Source organism: Nocardia flavorosea NBRC 108225 (assembly GCF_001613385.1).
Taxonomy (GTDB): domain Bacteria; phylum Actinomycetota; class Actinomycetes; order Mycobacteriales; family Mycobacteriaceae; genus Nocardia; species Nocardia flavorosea.
On the sequence record NZ_BDCG01000015.1, the window covers coordinates 98,118 to 117,402 of the forward strand.

Consider the following 19,285-nt stretch of genomic DNA (forward strand, 5'->3'; position numbering starts at 1 on the left):
GATGACCTCCTCCGGAGCGCAGCATGACGCGGCCGGTCCGGACCAGGCCGCAGCGAACCCGGCGGCCCCGCGTGACCACTCTGCCGCAACTGATCGCCAATGCCGTCGAAACGAATCCCGATGGTGTTGCCCTCGTTCTCGCCGACGGTACCGGGCCCTTGGAACAGGTCGGTTACGCCGATCTGGACGCCTGGTCCAGCCGGTTGGCGCGGGCGCTGATAGCCCGCGGTATCGGCCCGGAGGACCTGGTCGCCGTGGCCATACCGCGTTCGCTGGACGCGGTTCTCGCCGTATGGGCCGTGGCCAAGACCGGTGCCGGGTTCGTCCCGATCGACCCGGCCTATCCACCGGGCTGGGTCGCGCACCTACTCGTCGACGCCGGCGCCCTCTACGGCCTGGCGGTGTCCTGGGTGCGCAACGAACTGCCGGAAGAAATCGAATGGTTGCAGGTCGACACCGTCGATACGGCTCGTTCGCTGGAGCAGTTCTCCGCCGACGCGGTCACCTACGCCGACCGGGTCCGCCCGTTGCGGGCCGAACATCCCGCCTACGTCACCTATGTCGCCGACGCCGAGACATTGCCGGACGGGGTCGTGGTGACCCAGGCCGGGCTGTCCGGTCTCTGCAGCGAACAGCAAGGCCGCTACCGGGTCGAACCCGATGACCGCACCCTGAACTTCGCGCCGCTGCCCTCGGATTCGTCGGTACTGGAACTGCTGCTGGCGCTGGGCGGCGCGGCGACCATGGTCGTGGTGTCCCCGCTGGTCTCGCGGGCCGACGAACTGGCCGCACTGCTGCGGCGCACCGGCGTCACCCATGCCTACCTGCCCGCGGACGCGCTCGAACTGATCGACCCCGCCGGATTGGACGAACTGGGTGTGGTGATCGCCGGCCGGCGGCCGTGCCCCCCCGAGACGGTGCAGCGCTGGGCGATTCCGGTGACCGGCGGTTCGTCCCGGGTTCTCTACCAGGGGTACGGCCCGGCCGAAGTCACCGTCATGACCAATATCAGCTCACCGCTGGTTCCGGGTGGCCCGCTCACTCTCGGCGCACCGATCCGTGGGGTGACGGCGCATATTCTGGACGAACAACTCGCCGCGGTTCCCGACGGTGCGGTGGGTGAGTTGTACCTGGGTGGTCTGCAATTGGCGCGCGGTTACCATCGCCGGCCCGGCCGGACCGCGCAACTGCTGGTCGCCGACCCGGTCGCCGCGGACGGCTCCCGCCTCTACCGCACCGGTGACCTGGTGCGGCGCGGGTCCGGTGGTGCCATGGAGTATGTGGGGCGGGTCGAGTTACCGGCTCTCGAAGGTCCCGCCGTGGTACCGCGGCCGAGTCGCGGCGAAACGGCCGTACCCGCGGCGGACGAGTCCCCGGCGCCGGAGACTCCGGCCGTATCCGGCCGGTGGCCCGCCGATGAACTACCCGATTACGAGCAGAGCCTGCCGATTCGGGACCCGGCGGAGCCGGGCCGGCCGGTTCGTGACGCCGATCCGACGACGAGCGGATTCGGGACCTCCGGACCGGATTCCGCTCCCGGCATCTCCGCACCGCGTGGACCGGACCCCGCGAGCGGTTCGCCGGAGCCGGTATCGCGCAGCCACGGGTTCGCCGGTCACCCCGACCGGCTTTCCCCGGACTCGTTACCGGAGCAGGGCAGCCGGCTGGCTTCCGAACAGCGGGATATGGAACTGACGGGCCGTGGCTACCTCGAGATGCCCGACCGTCAGCAATCCCTTGCGGGCCGCGGGCCCCGTGGCGCTGCGGAAGCGTTCGAACCGGCAGTGGCCGATTCGCCCGGACCCGGTCTGTACGGCGCACCGGAAACAGCAGGACACGGTGCGGCCGAACGGGCAGAGGGGGAGTCTGCGGATTCGGCGTTGTCCCGGCCGGGATTCGCCGCGGCCCCCGAGCAGCACCGGTTCCAGGATTCGGCCGACGACTGGTTGCGTAGCGGCCAACAGCTTCCCGGACCCGTGGGTGGCCCCGGGGATCCCGCGAATCAGTTCCCGGCCGCCGCGGACCTGTTGCCGGGCGCCGCCCTGCGGCCTACCGGCTCCCCGGCCGCGGGGCCGGGCCCGGCGGATCTACTGTCCGGCGCCTCGACCCGGCCGGGCACCACCGACGCGCTACCGTCCCGGGGCGGCTCCGCGCCGATCCCCAGTGACGCCACTGCCTTCTACGAACACCCACTGTCCACCGGGCGGGAGCCGGATCGCGTGGCCGAACGCGATGCCACGGCGCCCGGCCCCGCACAGCCGCTGTCCAATCGGCCGGACTGGGCAGTACCTCCCGCCTGGTCGGCGGAGCAGGAACTGCCGAACCGCTCCGATGGCGGGCCGGGCATTTCCGCCGACCCGGACGGGGCCCGGCCGGCCGGGCCGCCGGACCCGGTGGAACGTCCTGCGACCATTCCGCTCTCACCCGGACAGTTGCAGTTGTGGGAACGTAACCAGAGGGCGCCCGGTACCGCCGTCGAAACGATCACCGCGGCAATGCGGCTGACCGGGACCCTGGACGCCGCGGCCATGCAGGCCGCGGTCGCCGATGTGGTCGACCGGCACGAAACCCTGCGCACCGTCTACCCGGCGAGCGGCGCGGCACCGCAACAGGTGGTGCTGCCCCGCGAACAGTCCGTGCCCGAAGTGGTCGCCGAACCGGTGCCCGCCGCAGACCTGGGCGAATGGCTGCACGCGTTATCGCAGACCGATTTCGACGCCGCCGCCGCCGACCAGGTCCCGGTACGGTTCGCCCTGGCCGAGCTGGGTCCGCGCGAACATGTGGTCGCGGTCGTGGTCCACCGGATCCTCGCCGACGAGGTCTCGGCCGGGTTACTGCTCCGAGACCTGCTGCGGGCATTCCTGGGCCGCCGCAACCGGTCGCGGCCGCTATGGCAGCCGCTGTCGATCCAGTACCTCGACTATTTCCTCGGCCGCCGGGCCGAACTCGGCGATATCGCGGACCCGGAATCACTCGCCGCCCGGCGCCTCGCGTACTGGCGCGAGTACCTGGCCGAACTGCCCCCACGGCTCGAGTTCCCGGCTGATACCCCTGCCGCCACCGGCGAAGGTGTGCACGCCTTCGATATCGGTACCCGCACCCATCGCCGGATCGCCGAAATTGCCCAGCGGGCCGGCACCTCCGAATTCATCGTGCTGCGGGCGGCCTTCGCGGTGCTGCTGGCCCGGTCGGCGGCGGTCGCCGATATCGTATTGGGCAGTTCCGTACGCGGAAGTGACGAACGCGAACTCGACGACTCGATCGGACCCTACGCCAACACCGTCGTCCTGCGCACCCGTATCGATCCGGCCGAATCCTTTCTCGACCTGGTGCAACGCGTCGCGGAATCCGATCGCCGCGCCTTCGCCAACGCGGACCTGCCGTTCGAACTGCTCACCGAGGCACTCGGTATCGACGGCTCCCTGTTCGATGTGGCGATCGCACTGCGGCACAACGATATCCCGCGGCTGGAAATGCCGAGCCTGACCACCGAACCGGTCGAGGTTCCCGCCGCACCGGTCGGGGCGGCGTTACGCCTGGTCATCGATCCGCACCGCGCGCCCGACGGTTCCCCGGACGGAATCGCCGCCGCGTTCCGCTTCGCGGCGGACCGGATCGGGCGCACCTCCGTCGCCGAGATCGCCCGGCGATTCCAGCGGGTGCTCACCGTCGCCGGCGGTGACCCGGACGGCCCGGTCGGCGATATCGACCTACTCTCGCGTGCCGACCTGGACCGACTGCTGGTGGTGTGGAACGACACCCGCTACCCGGTGGCGTCCGAACTGCTGCTCGACGGCTACCGCCGAACCGTCGCCATCCGGCCCGATACGGTGGCCGTGGCCGATTCGGAAACCGAACTGAGCTACCAGGAATTCGACGCCCGGGTCAATCGTCTGGCACGCCGATTGATCGACGCGGGGGTAGGCGCGGAAACTGTGGTGGGTATCGCCACCCGGTGCACTCCCGATCTCGTGGTCGCGATCTATGCCGTGCTCACCGCGGGCGGCGCCTACCTGCCGCTGGACCCGCGGGACCCGGCGCACTGGACCGCTCAGGTCCTCGATACCGCCGTACCGGCCATGGTCGTGGCCGACCGCGCAAGCGAATCCCGGGCCGCCGAAGCCGTGCGCGCGAGCCGGCAGTCCGCACCGGTCCTCCTGGTCGATTCGGACGAGCTCGGCCGGTACTCCGCCGAGCCCGTACATTCCGCGGAACTGGCCCGCCCGGCACGGCCCGGTAACGCGGCCTGCGTGATGTGTGCATCGGCCGCCGTGGACGGACCCGAACTGGCGATCCTCTCGCATACCGCCCTCAACAACCAGATCACGCTGATGCTCGCCCAGACGCCGCTGGGCTTCACCGATGTCTACCTGCAGCGCAATTCGGCCACCGCCGCCACCTCCCTCTGGGGTTTCTTCCTGCCGCTGCGCGCCGGTGCCGAACTGGTATTGACCGGGCCCGCGGATACCCGGCAGATCGCCGAGGCCGTTACCGACCACGGGGTGACCGTCACCGATTTCGGGCCGGCCGAACTCGCCGAATTCGCCGAACTGGTCGATCCCGATCGCGTGAGCAGCCTGCGCGAGATCTTCGTGACCGGCGAACCGCTGTCGCCGGAGATCGTCTCCGCGCTGCGCACCCGCTGCGGCGCTCAGGTACACAACCTGTACGGGACCTGCGAAACCGCGGTATCGGCCACCGCCTGGCCGGCCGCCGGATCGGCCGAACAGTCGGTCCCGATCGGCCTGCCGCAGTGGAACACCCGGGTCTATGTCCTGGACTCCCGCCTGCGCCCGGTCCCGCCGGGCGTGCCCGGCGAACTGTATCTCGCGGGTGACCAGCTGGCCCGCGGATACGCCGGCCGGATGGCGCTCACCGCGGATCGTTTCGTGGCCAACCCCTTCGGATACGGCCAGCGCATGTACCGCACCGGCGATCTGGTGCTGTGGCGCGATGCCACCCACACCACACCGCAGCGTCTGGACCTGCTCGGCCGCACCGACCACCAGGTCCGGTTCCGCGGCCACCGCCTCCGGCCACAGATGATCGCGGCAGCCCTGCGCACGCTGCCCGGGATCGCCGATGCCGCGATCCTGGCGCGTACCGTCGCCGCGGGTAACGACCCGACCGCTCCGGGCGGCCGCTTGGCCGTCTATGTGGTGCCCGAACCCGGTGCCGATCCGGACCTCGACCGGGTCCGAGCCGGGCTCGCCCGGCTGTTGCCGGCTGCCCTCCTGCCGGTGGCGTACCAGACCGTCGAACGGATTCCGTGGAACTCCGCGGGCGAACCCGACCGCGACCGGCTGCCGGACCCCGACGAGATTGCGGCGCTCACCACCCCACTCGAGCCGGGCCCGCCGGAATCCGTCGCGCAGTTGCAGGGCCGTGGCGGAGAACCCGGAGCCGCGCCGGCCTCGGCAGCCGGCGCTTACGGGCTCGGCGATGCGCATACCGCGCACACAGACCTGCCCGGCCGCGCGGATACCCGGACCACTGCGGCGGGGGTCGTACGCGATGCCGGTGCCGCAGACACGGCCGGTGGTGCCGATGCGGAAACCGCGAACGCAGACCTGCCCGGTCGCGCCGGTTCCCGAGCCACGGGCACGGCCGGCCGTGCCGGTGGCGTACCTGCGGATGCCGCGGACGTCGTTGGCGAGGCCGTTGGCACAGGCGTGGCGGACACGGCCGGTGGTGGGCCGGCGGACGCCGATATCGCCGCCGCTGCCGGTCTCGGGTCCGCGGCTGCGGACGTGGCCGACGATTCCGCGGGCGGCCTCGCGGACGCGGAGGCAGACAGCCGCACCCGGGGCGAAACCGCGGATGAGGCACATACCGCCGGCGCAACCGCGGCTGCCGGTGCTGCCGGGGCCGGGTCGGCCGGTCGCCCGGGTACCGGGACCGGCGGCGGCGCCGACACGGCGACGGCCGCCGGTGTGGCAACCCGGCCGGGGGACAGTGCTGTCGTCGATACCGGTGCCTCGGAGCTCGCGGGTGCCGATATGCGCTCCGGAGCCGGCGTAGTCGACGGCGCGCGGGACGCCGAGCGCGATACCGCCGCGACCGATACGGGTACCACCCGGAAGCCGGGGCAGGCTGCGGCAGTTTCCGAACCGCAGCGTGTACCGGCCGGCGAGGGTGAGAGTTCCGGTGGTTCCGAGGTTTACGGCGAACTGCCTGCGACCCCCACCGTGATCCGTCTCCTCGACAATCCACTGCCGGGGGTCGAAGTCCGGTCGATCGTGCTGGATCTGCCCGCGGACCGGCCGCTCGATCACACCGAAGCAGTCGTTCGTGCACTGGTCACTCGCCATCCGCTGCTGTCGGCCCGGCTCGACACCAGCGATCGGTCACCCACCCTGTGGATTCCGCCGCGGGACCAGCGTGGCGACCGGCAGCATTGGTGGCTCGATTCCGGATCGGGCGAGAACACGGTGGCGACCGACGATGTGGTGCAGGCAGCCGCGGATGCCCTCGATCCGGCGACCGGTCGCAATATCCATTTCGTGGTCACCGGCGTCGAATCTGCGCGTCGGCTGGTGATCGTGGCGAACGGTCTCGTGGTCGACGATCGGTCCTGGCGCGTGATCGTCGATGAACTGATCGCCGGTGATACCGCGCCGGCGGCGTCGGAATCGCGGCTGCCGCAGCTCGTACAGGCCCTCGATCAGCGCGCCCGGTCCATCGATCTCCTCGACGAGGCCGGTTGGTGGCGCCGGAATCTGGCGGGTGCCCGTACCGCGGCGCCGCTGGGTACCGTCGATCTGCGGGCTCGGCGCCGGGTATCGCTGGCCATCACCGCCGAAGGCACCGCCGCGGTGACCGCCGCGGCCGACGCCTATCAGGCCACCGTGCCCGAGGTACTGCTGACCGCGGTCGCGATCGCATTGCGCACCGGTGAACAGGGCGCAGTCGTCCGGGCGCTGGGCTCACTGGTGCGCTACGACGCCGATGCCCGCTCGCTGATGAGCCGCAGTGACGACCTGGTCGGCGGATTCGCCACCGAGTTCCCGTTGTCGGTGCAAGTGGCCGATATCGATACCGCCGATGCTCTGGTGGGGGGCCCCGCCGCAGGAGCCGCGCTCGCCCATATCCGCGATCTCGTCCGCTCGGTCCCGGGCGGCGGCGCCGGGTACGCGCTGCTGCGCTATCTGAGCGCGGAGACCTCCGCCGAATTCGCCGCCGCCGATTCGGGGCGGTTCACGTTGCGCTACCGCGACCTGCGGCCCGCCCGCGTGCACACCGACGGCCCGGCCGACGGGGTCCCGCTGGTCTTGACGGTCGACGTCACCGACGACGGCCTGCTGTGCCGATTCGACTACGCCACCGAGGTTTTCCTCGGCGAAGATGTCAAAACCTTTGCCGAGCACTGGGTTCGCGCTTTGGGGGGACTGGCCGAGCACGGCCTCCGTCCGGCCCCGGTGCCACAGACACCTACCGCGCCGGACCACTATGCGCCGTCGGCAGCTGTTTCGGGCCCACCGACCGGGCCGGACTCGTACGCGCCGCAACCAGCCGACGCGAGTGCACCATCGGATCGGCAACCGCCGACCGCCCCCGAATCACCCGCCGAGGGCCACTCCGGCGACCGAGCGTGGCGCCACGGCGGGCCCGGGCAAGAACCTGCGGACCGGGAATCCCACCCGGAGCACGATCCGCCGGTGCCGGTGCCGGTGCCGGTGCCGGTCCCGGACGCGGAGGTCACTTCCCTGCTGCGCCCGGTCACCGACCCACCGCATCCCCCCGTCGGCTCCGGCATGCCGCAGCGCCGGCGACGGGTCGGTGACCCGGCTTCGGACGCACCCGACCCCGCCGAAGAGGGCCTCCCACAGCGGCAGACCGCGGATCTCGATGATCGCGCCGGAACCGCAGCCGGTCTGAACCCGAGCGGCCTGCCGCAGCGCCGCCCGCGGTCGCAGGATGGTCCGACCCCACCGGATTCGTCCACTGAGCCAGGCCTGCCGCAGCGCGCACGTCGGACAGGCGACCAGGTCGCGGGAACAGAAGACCGGCGGTACGAAGCATCCCCGTCCGGTGCGATCGACCGGCCGCTGGACGGCGAGGAGCCGGGAGAAGCCGCGGACCGGGCCGGTCGAGTATCCCGGCTGAGCTCGAATGGCCTGCCGCAGCGCCGCCCGCAGATCGCTGATCAGGACGCTGGAACAGAGAACCGGCGTCCGGAGGTATCGCTGTCCGGGCCCGCCGATTCGTCTACGAACGGCGAGGAATCAGAAGACTTCGCGGCCCCACGTGGAATGGCCGCCGGGCCGGGCCAGAGCGGTCTGCCCCAGCGACGCCCACTCTCGCGAGATGATTCGCTTTCGCCCGCCGGCCCGGCCCTTCCACAGCGCCGCCCCGATACCGGTGGTCCGGCCGTGGCATCCGGAAATGAACACCCGGACGCACCGACATCCGGCCCTGGCGTTTCGTCGCGACCCGCCGAGGAACCGTCGGCCCTGTCACCTGCCTCGGGCCTGCCGCAGGGTCAACCGCGGTTGCACGATGGCCCGCTGCTCCCGGGGTCGCCGTCTTCATCGGAACTGCCACAGCGCGGTCGGCAGTCCGCCGACCGGTCGGCAGGTGGCGCACCCACACCCGGAACCGGTGGTTTGCCGCAGCGACAGTCGCGGTCCGAAGACGGCTCGCCCTCGTCCGAGCCGCCGACCGGCTCCGGCCTGCCGCAACGGTCGCAGAACGGCTCGCTCTCGTCCGAGCCGGCGGCGGGTCCGGGCTCACCGCAACGGCAGCCCGATGGGGCGGACAGCTCGCTTCCGTCGGAGCCCGCATCCGGTCCGGCACTGCCGCAGCGGCACCACCCGGCCGGTGAGCAACTCGCGGAGACCGGGGCACAGCATCCGGAATCACCGCTCGCCGGACTTGTCGATGCGCCGCGGGTGAGTGCGGACTCCGGAAGCCCGCATGACGAGGCTGCCGATACGGGTTCGAACGGACTGCCGCAGCGCCGGCCGACACTGCAGGGGGGCCCGGGTTCGTCGGAGCAGCCGGTGTCGCTGCGTTCTAGGGGCCTTCCGCAGCGGCGGCGGCAACCGGCCGATCACGGCGTCGATGAGGCCTCTGCCCAGGACCGGCCGACTACCGGGTCCGATTCACGAGAGGCCGCGCCCGGCGCCGGGCCGGTTTCGCTGCCGCAGCGACGCCCTGTTCAGGTCGAAGAGCCGGCGTATTCGGCGCCGACCGCCGGACCATCGCTGCTCCCACCGCGGCGGCCCGAATCCGGCGGGCGGTCCGTATCCGAAGCCGCGGCGCCACTACCGCAGCGCCGGCCGGAACTCGCCGCAGTGGCGGACGAACCTGCGGAGGGAAGCCTGGAGTTGCCGCCCGGGGGCGAGTCCACGGCCGATCCGGAGCCGACAACCTTCCTGCGGCCGGTCACCGATGTGGAGACCACCGCGTACCTGTCGCCGATCCGCGATCTCGACCACGGCGACGACGAGAACACCCTGCTGTCGCTGTTCGACGCACAGGTGGCGCGCACACCTGCCGACCCGGCGGTCCGGCAGGGGGCACGGTTGCTCAGCTATGTCGAACTGGAGCGTAAATCGCGGGCTCTGTCGGTGGAGCTGATCCGGTTCGGTGTCGGAGCCCAGACCCCGGTCGCGGTCGCCATGCGACCCGGAATCGACCTGGTGGTCGCGGTCTGCGCGGTGCTGCGGGCCGGCGGTGCCTTTGTACCGGTGGATCCGGGCGGTTCCGCCGAGGACCTCGACGGGGTGCTGGCATCGGCGGAGCCGATCTGCGTGCTGAGCATTTCCGACGACGGCGTCAGCACGGGGACCGGTATCCCGGTCGTCGCGATCGACCTGCTCTACCTGGATCTGCCGACCGATCCGGCCGCCGACCCGTTGGTTGCCGCCGACGATATCGCCGATATCCGCTATCGGCCGGATATGTCGGCGGGCGTCGCGGGTACGCACCGGCAGATGGTCGAACGGTTGCGCCGCGCGCAGCGCAGCCATCCGTACGATTCGGCGGATCTGGTGTTGCACGCGGCGCCCACAGTCGGCGACATCACACTCTGGGAGTTGTTCCGGCCGCTGCACAGTGGCGCGCAGATCTTGATGCCCGACCATCCGGGCCGGGCTGCGGACCTGTCGCGGTCGATCGCCGCCCACAAGGTGACGGTCGTGCATGTCGTCCCGGCGCTGCTGGACCGGTTCCTCGATTCGGTGACCGACGGTGGTGGCCGGGCCGCGCATCCGAGCCTGCGGCGTCTCGTCGTGGACGGTGCCGCGCTCCCGTCGGGCGGGGTGGAACGGTTCATGAATCTGCTGCCGGGCGCGGAGTTGGTCATCTGGTACGGGCACGACGAGACGGGTGTGATCACCGTCGGGTCGGTCGGTGGGCGGCCGGTCACCAACGACCGGGTGTATCTGCTGGACGAGCAACTGCGACCGGTGCCGCCGGGCACCGCCGGAGAGATGTACATCGGCGGGCCGCAGCTGGCGCGTGGTTTCTACGATGCTCCGGGCGCCACCGCCGTCCATTTCGTCGCCGCCGCGGGCGGCGGCCGGTTGTACCGCACGGGCGATATCGTGCGGCGGCGCGAGGGTGTGCTGGAATACCTGGGTCGCGCGCAGCGATTCGGCGGGTCGTTGCCGGTCGGTTCGCGGCGCGGCAGGCATGATTAGCGCGGTCGATGCTGTTTCGGTTTGTCGCGGCGGGGACGCATCGGTGTCCGGAGGCGATACGTCCCCGTGGCGCGCTGGTGCCCGATGGGTACGGAAGGATCCCGCCGTACTGAATCGGCACAGCATGCGCGACCGAACCGAGATATCGGGACAACGCTACGGTAACGATATGTCCACACCGTACGACTACACATGCGGAAACTCCGGGGCGGCCGAGTCGTGCCCGGTTACTGTGAGGCGTTCGGGTCCAGGAGCCGGCGGGTGCCGGTGTGTGGAAAGAGCCCGATGAACATTCGAGACGAAGCGAAGGTGCGAAATTGATACGTCGACTCAGCCGGCGTGGCGGAAGACGCGCCGCGGCGATGGTCGCGGCCACAGCGGTGTTCGCGGGAGTGATGACGGGGCTCGGTGGCGGTACTGCGGCGGCGGCCGACCCGATCATCGAGTCCAAGACGCTGCTTGCCGACCCCACCTCGCCCAACGGGTCGCGGATCGTCAAGGCGGAGTACAAGGACGATCGCAACCTGCGCCTGTACGTGCACTCCACGGCTATGGACAAGGAGATCGTCGTCGATGTCCAGCGTCCGGCCGACGCCTCGGTACCCCGGCCCACGCTGTATCTGCTGAACGGTGCGGGCGGCGGCGAGGATTCCGCGTCGTGGCAGGCACAGACCAATACGCTCGAATTCCTGTCCGACAAGAATGTGAACGTCGTCCAGCCGATCGGTGGTAGCTGGACCTACTACACCGACTGGATCTCCGATGATCCGGCGCTCGGTCGCAACAAGTGGAAGACCTTCTTCACCGAGGAACTTCCGCCGCTGGTCGACGGCGCGCTCGGCACCAACGGCGTGAACGCCCTCGCCGGTCTGTCGACCTCCGCCACCACCGTGCTGGCCCTGCCGATCGGGAACCCCGGTCTGTACAAGGCGGCCGCTTCCTACAGTGGTTGCGCGCAGACCAGCGATCCGGTGGGTTCGGAATTCGTGAAGCTCACCGTCGAGACATGGGGCGGCGGCGACACCATGAACATGTGGGGTCCGCAGGGTTCCGAGGCCTGGGTCGCGAACGATCCGTATGTCCACGCCGAGGCGCTGCGCGGTATGGAACTCTACGTATCCACCGGTAACGGCCTGCCCGGCCGCTGGGACACGCTGAACGGCCCGCATACGCTGCCGGGGTCCTACGGCCTGGCCAACCAGCTCATCGTCGGCGGTGTGATCGAGGCGGGTACGAACTTCTGCACCCACAATCTGAAGGGCCGGCTGGATTCGCTGGGTATCCCCGCGACCTTCAACTTCCGTGATTCGGGCACCCACTCGTGGGGTTACTGGGAAGACGAGTTCCGGGCTTCCTGGCCGGTGCTCGCCCGCGGTCTCGGCGTCTGATCTCGCCTTGCGGATAAGGGAAATCGAATAATGGGGCCCGGTCGATGACCGGGCCCCATTATTTGTATAGGCAGTCCATTATCCGCGGTCGCGGGAAGCCGTCTCCCGCTGATCCGCGGCCGCTCAGTTGTTGGGCGGTCTCGGATATGGAACGGCTCAGAGCATGACAACGGCCCGGTCGCGTGACCGGGCCGTTGTCGTCGAGTACGACTGATCTACTCCGCGAAGACCGCTTTGCGCTTGCCCAGCATGGCGGCTGCACCTTCGAAGAAATCGGGCGATTGGAGTAGTTCCACCTGCCCGGCTTTTTCGTCGGCGAGCGCGGTGTCCAGCGCGGCCAGGGTGGCGCGATTGAGTGCCTTCTTGGTGAGTTCCAGCGCCCGGCGCGGGCCGTGGCCGATCTTCTCGGCGGCGGCCTCGACGGCGGCGTCGAGTTCCTCGGTGGTCGCCAGGACATCGGTGAACAACCCCTCGGCGTGGGCGGCAGGAGCGGGCAGGCGCTCGCCGAGCAATGCCAGGCGGGCCGCCAGTGGACGTCCTGCGGCCGCGGCGACCAGGGCTGCGGCACCACCGTCGGGCATCAGGCCGATATTGATGAAGGCCAGCAGTAGGTAGGAGTCGGCTTCGGCGTAGACCAGGTCGGCGGCCAGCGCGATACCGACACCGACGCCGGCGGCCGCGCCGCGGATCCGGGAGATCACGGGGACCGGCATATCGACAATGGCGCGGACCAGTCGGTTCGCGGCATCCATCACCATGTCCGGGGTGATGCCGCGGGCACCTTCTTCGGCACTGGAGGCCAGATCGGCGCCGGTGCAGAAATCGCCACCCTCACCGGTGAGCACGACGACCCGGACCGACTTGTCCTCGGCCGCGGCGAGGAAGGTATCACCGAGCGCGACCAGGCCGGCGTAGTCGAGGGCGTTCTTGCGTTTGGGTTTGGTGAGCGTCACCCGCAATACCCGGCCGTCGTGCACCGCGGAGAAACCCGCCGGCTGTGTGGTGGGGGAATCTGTGTTGACCATATGTGCTCCATCAGGTGCTGTCCGGTGCCGACCGGCTCGCGAATACCGGTTAACATTGCGAATTGTGGTTAACTTAGGTTGACTTGTCGGGCGCTGTCAACACCGGCGGCGCCGAGGCGAACGGAGAATGCATGGTCGCGGAGAGCAGCCGGGTGGATCCGGTGCGCATTCGTCCGGCCGACCGTGGCAACGGCCAGGGCGGGCGCCGGCGTCCCAAGGACCGCAAGGTGCAGATCATGCGCGCGGCGGCCCGCGCCTTCAGCGAGCGCGGCTACTATCCGGTCGGCGTGGACGAGATCGCGGCCGAGGTGGGGATCTCCGGTCCGGCGCTGTACCGCCATTTCGCCAACAAATACGCGCTGCTGGTGGCCGCGGCAGAAGAAGGCGCCCGGCAACTCCTGGACGCCGCACGCGGCGCGGACGAGCCCGGCGCGACCCCGGAGCAGCATCTGGACGCCCTGATCCGCGCCGTGGCCGAACACACCATCGAGATCCGCCGCGAGGCCGGCCTGTACCGCTGGGAGGGTCGCTACCTGGAGCAGCCCGACCGCGCCCGGATCCGCACCCTCTACAACGACATCAACCGGACCTTCGCCGGGCCTATCGAGAGGTTGCGGCCGGACGCGCCGCCGGAGGACGTCGCGCTGCTGGCGGCCGCGGTGCTCAGTGTGATCGGCAGTATCTCGGCGCATCGCACCGCCCTGTCCAGCGCCAAACTCCTGCCACTGCTGTGCGATATGGCGTGGGCGATCGTAGGTACCGAACTCCCGCCCGCGCCCGGCCCCGGTGAGGCGGATCCGCAGCCGCGCGGTCTGCCGGTGACCTCCAAACGGGAACAGTTGCTCACCGAGGCGATCCGTATATTCGGCCGCCGTGGCTATCACGAGGCCAGTATCGAGGAGATCGGGGCCGCCGTCGGTATCAATGCCTCCAGCGTCTACCGGTACTTCAGCAGTAAATCCGATCTGCTGGCCGCGGCGTTCCACCGCACCGGTGACCGGCTGGCGTTCGCGATCACCGAAGCGCTGGCGGAGGCCAGTGGCCGCGCGGATGCGGTGAACAAGATCGCCGACCGGTATGTGCGGCTCAGTTTCGCCATGCCGGAGATCATGCCGGTGTACTACGCGGAATTCCCGAATCTGCCACAGGCCGAGCAGCACAAGTTGCGAGCGATCCAGCGGCAGAACGTGCACGAATGGGCGAACCTGCTCGACGACGACGCCACCGAGGCGCGCTTCCGGGTGCATTCGGCGATCGGCCAGGTGATCGATGTGGGCCGGTTGATCCGCTTCGATTCCCGCCCGCAGCAGATGGCCAGATTGCACGCCCTGATGATGGCCACGCTGCTCGGATCCGCCAACCGCTGAACCGCTCGGCCGGAATGCCGTGGCACTCGTTTCGACGTTGCGCTGGTCGGCGGGCGAGAGCGCCAGCACCACGCCCGCGAACCACGCGCTGATCCGCTCGATCACCGACGGACCGGATATCGGCCCGGCCGGGTTCGTGCGTGACTGCGCCGGCCGAACGTGCTCGCCGGTCCCTGCTACCCGTGCCGGAACCGGAAGACGGTGCGCGCGAATCGCAGTCGCCGGGCGTTGCGGTAGAAGCCGGACAGTCCCAGCGCTTCCCCGTAGCGGTTCCGGGCGATGGACAACGTCCGGCTGAATTCGCGCAGGCCCAGATCACCATGGCTGTGGCCTTGCCCGTACTCGCCCACACCGCCGAACGGTAGCGCCGGGATACTCGCGTAGGTGGTGGCGGTATTGACCGTGACCACGCCCGCCCGCAGGCGTTCGGCATAGATTTCGACCTCGGCGATATCGCGGGTGAACACCGAGACCGCGATACCGCGACCGGCATCGTTGATACGGGTGACGGCATCGTCGAGGTCGCGCACCTTGTTCACGATGAGGACCGGGCCGATGCCTTCCTCGGTGATGGCGATGCTCTCCTCCGGGACATCGGCCAGAACGATGGGTTCGACATAGGGCTCACGTATCGAATCCAGGCCGCCGACAACCGCTCGGCCGCCCCGGGCCAGGGCATCGCGGACCTGTTTGCGCACCACCTCGGTCTGCGATTCCAGGATCATCGGGCCGTAGGACGATCGGCGGTCGGCGCCCGGGCGCAGCGCGCGCGCCCGGTCCACGACCAGATCGAGGAACTGGTCGTATATCGACGCCGCGACATAGGCACGCTGGACGCCCGTAGCGTTCTGGCCCGCATTGGCCATGGCGCCGAATACGGCCGCCTCGGCGGCATCATCGATTTTCGCATCGACGTGCACGATCATCGCGCCCTTGCCGGAGTTCTCCACCACGACCGGGGTCATGGTCTGCGCGCACAGCGAGATCACCTCCCGGCCCGGTGCCTCGGGGCCCGCGTACGCGATCTTGTCGACACCGGCGCGGCACAGCGCGGCGGCGGTGGAATCGTCACCGGAGACCGCCGACAGCACCGGTTTGCCCGGCGCGACCTCCCGCCAGGTCGATGCCAGCCACAAACCGGTACCGCTGGTGAGTTCGTGGGGTTTGAAAACGACGGCGTTTCCGGCGGCCATGGCGTATGCGATGGAACCCATCGGAGTGAAGACCGGATTCTGCCAGGGCCCCAGCACACCCACCACGCCCAGGGGCAGATAGCCGACCGACGCGTGCTGGTTACGGGTGAGCCAGTTCGATGCCAGTGTGCGCCGACCCAGTACCCGGCCCGCGTTACGCGCGGCCCAATCGAGGTTCTCTACTGCTAGCATCACTTCGATCGCGGCGTCGGCCTCGGGTTTTCCGGTTTCCTCACGCAGAATCTCCACCAATTGTCCTGCGCGGCGCGTGATAACACGCTTCCATTCGAGCAGCAATCGTTTACGGGGTCCGAAACCCGCTGTCGACCACCAGCTTTCGGCTGCACGGGCTTCGGCTACGGTGCGTTCGAGTTCGCCCGGTCCGGCGATGGGGTAGTTGCCGACGATCTCTCCGGTACGGGGATCGTAGGAGGTGAGCACGCTCGGTCGGCCGGATCCTCCCGAACGCGCCGCCACCTCGGGCTGCGCGGTATCGGCCATGTACGTCAGATTATTGTGGTGGCGGCCACGCCGACAAGGCATTCGCGCTGCCCGTGCGCTGCCACAGCACCGCCGACCAGGCGGGATGGCCTGTTCAGGCAGTGCTGTGAGCAACCGCACAGATGTTCGGTACCCTCCGCTATCGGCGGTGGCGCCCGGGCCGCCGAAACGGCGATCGGTAACATCGCGTCCAGTGCGACGGATCATCTACCGGGGTGGCGATGCTTCAGTCCGCCCCACAGTCTCATCCGGCCGATAGTGGAGAGTTGATGCCGAGTTCGAATGATGCCGGGACAGCCGCCCGCGACAATGTCTCTCCTGCCGAGTCGGGCGGTAAGCCCGACCTTCCGGTCGACGCGGTCGCAGCCCGGCGGGACAACCCACCCACGGAGGTGAACCGGGCGTCCGCTCGGATATCCGGCCTCGGCACCACCGCTGTGGCGGCGACGGTAGAAGTCGACGGGATCACGAAATCGTTCGGCGAGGTACACGCGCTGCGCGGGGTGAGTTTCACCGCGGACCGCGGCACCGTGCTCGGTATCCTCGGGCCCAACGGGGCGGGGAAGACCACTGCGGTGAAAATCCTCTCGACCCTGCTGCGGCCGGATGCGGGGCGGGCGATCGTGGCCGGTCACGATGTCCGGCGGAATCCCGCGGCCGTGCGCCGTTCGATCATGATGACCGGCCAGTATGCGGCACTGGACCTGAACTTGTCAGGGCGGGAGAATCTCGAACTATTCGGTCGGCTCATGGGCCTGAATAAATCGGCGGCACGTAAACGCGCGGATGCGTTGCTCATCGAATTCGATCTTGTCGCCGCCGGTCGCCGCCCGGTACACCAGTATTCGGGTGGTATGCGGCGGCGGGTGGATATCGCCTGCGGTCTGGTGGTCCGGCCGGAAGTGGTGTTCTTGGACGAGCCGACCACGGGCCTCGACCCACGTAGCAGGCAAGGCGTTTGGGAGCTGGTGGACGGCCTGAAGCAACAGGGCATCACAGTCCTGCTGACCACGCAGTACCTGGAAGAGGCCGATGTGCTGTCCGACAATATCATCGTGGTCGATAAAGGCATGGTGATCGCCGAAGGCACGGCCGACGAACTCAAGGAGAAGACGGGCGGCAGCCACTGTGAGGTGGTGCCGTTGGATCCGACCGAGATACGACGTGCCGCCGCCGCGCTGGGTGACCTCGTCCCGCCCGCGGTCGCGGCCGATCTCGGCGGTTCCGAACGGCTGTCCATCCCGGCGCCGGAGGGCGCCGCGACGCTCGCCGAAGCACTGCGCCGGTTGGATGCCGCCCATATCGTGCTTGCCGACATCGGGCTGCGCCGTCCCTCTCTCGACGATGTCTTTCTTTCCATCACGGGCCGTTCCGGCAGCGCCGATCGGCCCGGTGAGCCCGCATGAGCGCCCCCGTCGTCGATCGCACCGAGCTATTCGCCGAGCTACCGCCGCCTCGACTCTCGTCCTTCGGACAATGGTGGGCGCTCACCAGCCGAATCGTCTGGACCATGGTGAGCAAGGGCGAGTTGATCGGCGCGATCATCACGCCGCTGGTGTTCACCGTCGGTTTTTATCTACCGCTGCGCCTGGTGATGCAATTTCAGGGCATCGACTACGCGCAATTCGTTATGCCGATCATTGTGTTGCAAACCATGGCGTTCACCATGATGTCCAACGCGCAACTCGCGGCTTTCGAAGCGCGCACCGGCTTCAATACCCGGTTGCAGACACTCCCGATCGGCATGCTGATCCCGTTGACATCGCGGATCGCGGCGGGGCTCGTCCGTTCGGTGATATCGCTGGCTGCCTCCTTGATCTATGGGCACATCATCGGATTCGAGTTCACGTCTGGGTGGGCACAAACGGTGGGCTTTTGTTGCTTCGCGCTCGCGGTCGGCACCATCCTGGCAATCGGCGCGGACGGCTTGGGTAGCCTGACGAAGAGTCCACAAGCACTGAGTCAGGCACTGACCTTGCCGACCCTGATTTTCGGCATGATGTCCTGTGGCTTCGTGCCAGAAACGCAATTTCCCGAATGGGCCCAGCCCTTTGTGCGTAATCAACCCATTACCCAGTTCGCCTACGCTCTGCGCGATATGGCCGGTGACGGCGTGAGCTGGGAGGTGCTGCGGGTGGGGTTGGTCTGGCTGGTCGCCGGCGCGGTTGCGTTCGTTCCGTTCGCCGTCTGGGCGAGTGTGAGGCGGTCATGAGTATTACCGATACGTCCGTGGGGTCGCGACCCTCCGTGTCGTCGGCCGCCGCGATTGCCCTGCCGAAGGTCGATCCCCGGCGGGAGAGTTCGCTGGCGGCTTGGGCGACACACAGCTGGATCCAGTGCAAGAGATTGCTGATGGGCTGGTTGCGCGACCCGTCCACCACCATCCAGACCATCGTGTACCCGGCGCTGACTCTGGTGATGATCTGGATCGTGCTCGACGAGTCCATTTCCAGCTTCTCCGGGAAACCTGCCGTCTACGGCACTGTCCCGATGATCACCCTGATCGCGGCGATGGCAGGAGCTGTGGTGAGTGCGCTCGGCTTCAAAACCGAGAAGGCCAGCGGCCTGCTCGGCCGGCTGTGGACCATGCCTGTTCATCGCGCTGCCGGCCTGACCGGCCGATTACTCGCCGAGGCAATCCGGGTCCTCCTCACTACACTGATCGTGATCGCCGTGGGCTTTTGCCTCGGCTTCCGATTCGAGCAGGGGCCATTGGCCGCGCTGGGCCTCATCGGGATCCCGATTCTGTTCGGTATCGCATTCGCGGTGTTCATCACCGCGATCGCCGCGATCACCGAAGGACCGCTGCTGGTGCAGTTGGTCGGTCTACTCACCAACCTGCTGATGTTCTTCAACTCCGGTTTCGTGTTGATCGAGGCCTACCCGACTTGGCTGCAGTCCACCGTGGCGAACCAGCCGATGAGCTGCGCCATCGAAGCGATGAAGGGGCTGTCCTACGGTGGCCCGGTCGCCGAACCGCTCATCGACACCCTGCTGTGGGTGGGCGGGGTCATCCTGATCTTCGGCTACCCGGCGATACGCGGTTACCGGAAGGCTTCGGAAACCAGCGGCTGAGGACTCGCCGCCGCGGCGAAGTACTGCGGGCCGCCATCGGCTCGGTGCAAGGCATCCGCACCGGGCCCGGACCGGCCGGTGGGCATACGG

Annotated in this window: 8 protein-coding genes; 6 read left to right on the forward strand and 2 right to left on the reverse strand. The window is 68.9% G+C overall.

From position 1 onward, the window contains the following. Window positions 1–23 precede the first annotated feature (23 nt). Window positions 24–10,646 carry an AMP-binding protein gene (locus tag NFL01S_RS18760; RefSeq protein ID WP_084492887.1) on the forward strand — a complete coding sequence of 3,541 codons (10,623 nt, stop codon included), beginning with the start codon at window positions 24–26 and terminating at the stop codon, window positions 10,644–10,646. Between the two features lie 362 nt (window positions 10,647–11,008). Continuing rightward, complete coding sequence (locus tag NFL01S_RS18765; RefSeq protein WP_062977088.1) at window positions 11,009–12,034, forward strand: alpha/beta hydrolase; 1,026 nt, start codon at window positions 11,009–11,011, stop codon at window positions 12,032–12,034. 215 nt (window positions 12,035–12,249) lie between these two features. Here NFL01S_RS18765 and NFL01S_RS18770 read toward each other — a convergent pair whose 3' ends face one another. Beyond that, window positions 12,250–13,059 (reverse strand): enoyl-CoA hydratase-related protein, encoded by an 810-nt coding sequence (locus NFL01S_RS18770; RefSeq protein WP_062977090.1) that lies wholly within the window; start codon window positions 13,057–13,059, stop codon window positions 12,250–12,252. 131 nt (window positions 13,060–13,190) lie between these two features. On the opposite strand from NFL01S_RS18770, the gene NFL01S_RS18775 reads away from it, so the two are divergent. Next, window positions 13,191–14,426 carry a TetR/AcrR family transcriptional regulator gene (locus NFL01S_RS18775; RefSeq protein WP_084492957.1) on the forward strand — a complete coding sequence of 412 codons (1,236 nt, stop codon included), beginning with the start codon at window positions 13,191–13,193 and terminating at the stop codon, window positions 14,424–14,426. 176 nt (window positions 14,427–14,602) lie between these two features. Here NFL01S_RS18775 and NFL01S_RS18780 read toward each other — a convergent pair whose 3' ends face one another. Beyond that, window positions 14,603–16,120, reverse strand: a complete 1,518-nt coding sequence (locus NFL01S_RS18780; RefSeq protein ID WP_084492890.1) for an aldehyde dehydrogenase family protein — start codon at window positions 16,118–16,120, stop codon at window positions 14,603–14,605. Window positions 16,121–16,389: 269 nt separating this feature from the next. Between NFL01S_RS18780 and NFL01S_RS18785 the strand changes: the two genes are divergently transcribed. From NFL01S_RS18785 to NFL01S_RS18795, 3 genes are read left to right on the forward strand one after another with little or no spacing between them, the layout of a single operon-like run. Further along, on the forward strand, window positions 16,390–17,526 hold the full coding sequence (locus NFL01S_RS18785; RefSeq protein ID WP_084492892.1) for an ATP-binding cassette domain-containing protein: 1,137 nt from the start codon (window positions 16,390–16,392) through the stop codon (window positions 17,524–17,526). Further along, window positions 17,523–18,332 (forward strand): ABC transporter permease, encoded by an 810-nt coding sequence (locus tag NFL01S_RS18790; RefSeq protein WP_062977092.1) that lies wholly within the window; start codon window positions 17,523–17,525, stop codon window positions 18,330–18,332. The genes NFL01S_RS18785 and NFL01S_RS18790 overlap by 4 nt, the downstream gene beginning before the upstream one ends. Further along, entirely contained in the window at window positions 18,329–19,195 is an 867-nt protein-coding gene (locus tag NFL01S_RS18795) for an ABC transporter permease (protein WP_084492894.1), read from the forward strand. The genes NFL01S_RS18790 and NFL01S_RS18795 overlap by 4 nt, the downstream gene beginning before the upstream one ends. Window positions 19,196–19,285: the final 90 nt, after the last annotated feature.

Excerpts from the sequence above, each read along its gene's own strand:
- NFL01S_RS18765 (WP_062977088.1), top strand. The coding sequence starts at position 11,009 with ATGGTCGCGGCCACAGCGGTGTTCGCGGGAGTGATGACGGGGCTCGGT.
- NFL01S_RS18790 (WP_062977092.1), top strand. The coding sequence starts at position 17,523 with ATGAGCGCCCCCGTCGTCGATCGCACCGAGCTATTCGCCGAGCTACCG.
- NFL01S_RS18795 (WP_084492894.1), top strand. The coding sequence starts at position 18,329 with ATGAGTATTACCGATACGTCCGTGGGGTCGCGACCCTCCGTGTCGTCG.
- NFL01S_RS18780 (WP_084492890.1), bottom strand. The coding sequence starts at position 16,120 with ATGGCCGATACCGCGCAGCCCGAGGTGGCGGCGCGTTCGGGAGGATCC.
- NFL01S_RS18785 (WP_084492892.1), top strand. The coding sequence starts at position 16,390 with ATGCCGAGTTCGAATGATGCCGGGACAGCCGCCCGCGACAATGTCTCT.
- NFL01S_RS18760 (WP_084492887.1), top strand. The coding sequence starts at position 24 with ATGACGCGGCCGGTCCGGACCAGGCCGCAGCGAACCCGGCGGCCCCGC.
- NFL01S_RS18770 (WP_062977090.1), bottom strand. The coding sequence starts at position 13,059 with ATGGTCAACACAGATTCCCCCACCACACAGCCGGCGGGTTTCTCCGCG.
- NFL01S_RS18775 (WP_084492957.1), top strand. The coding sequence starts at position 13,191 with ATGGTCGCGGAGAGCAGCCGGGTGGATCCGGTGCGCATTCGTCCGGCC.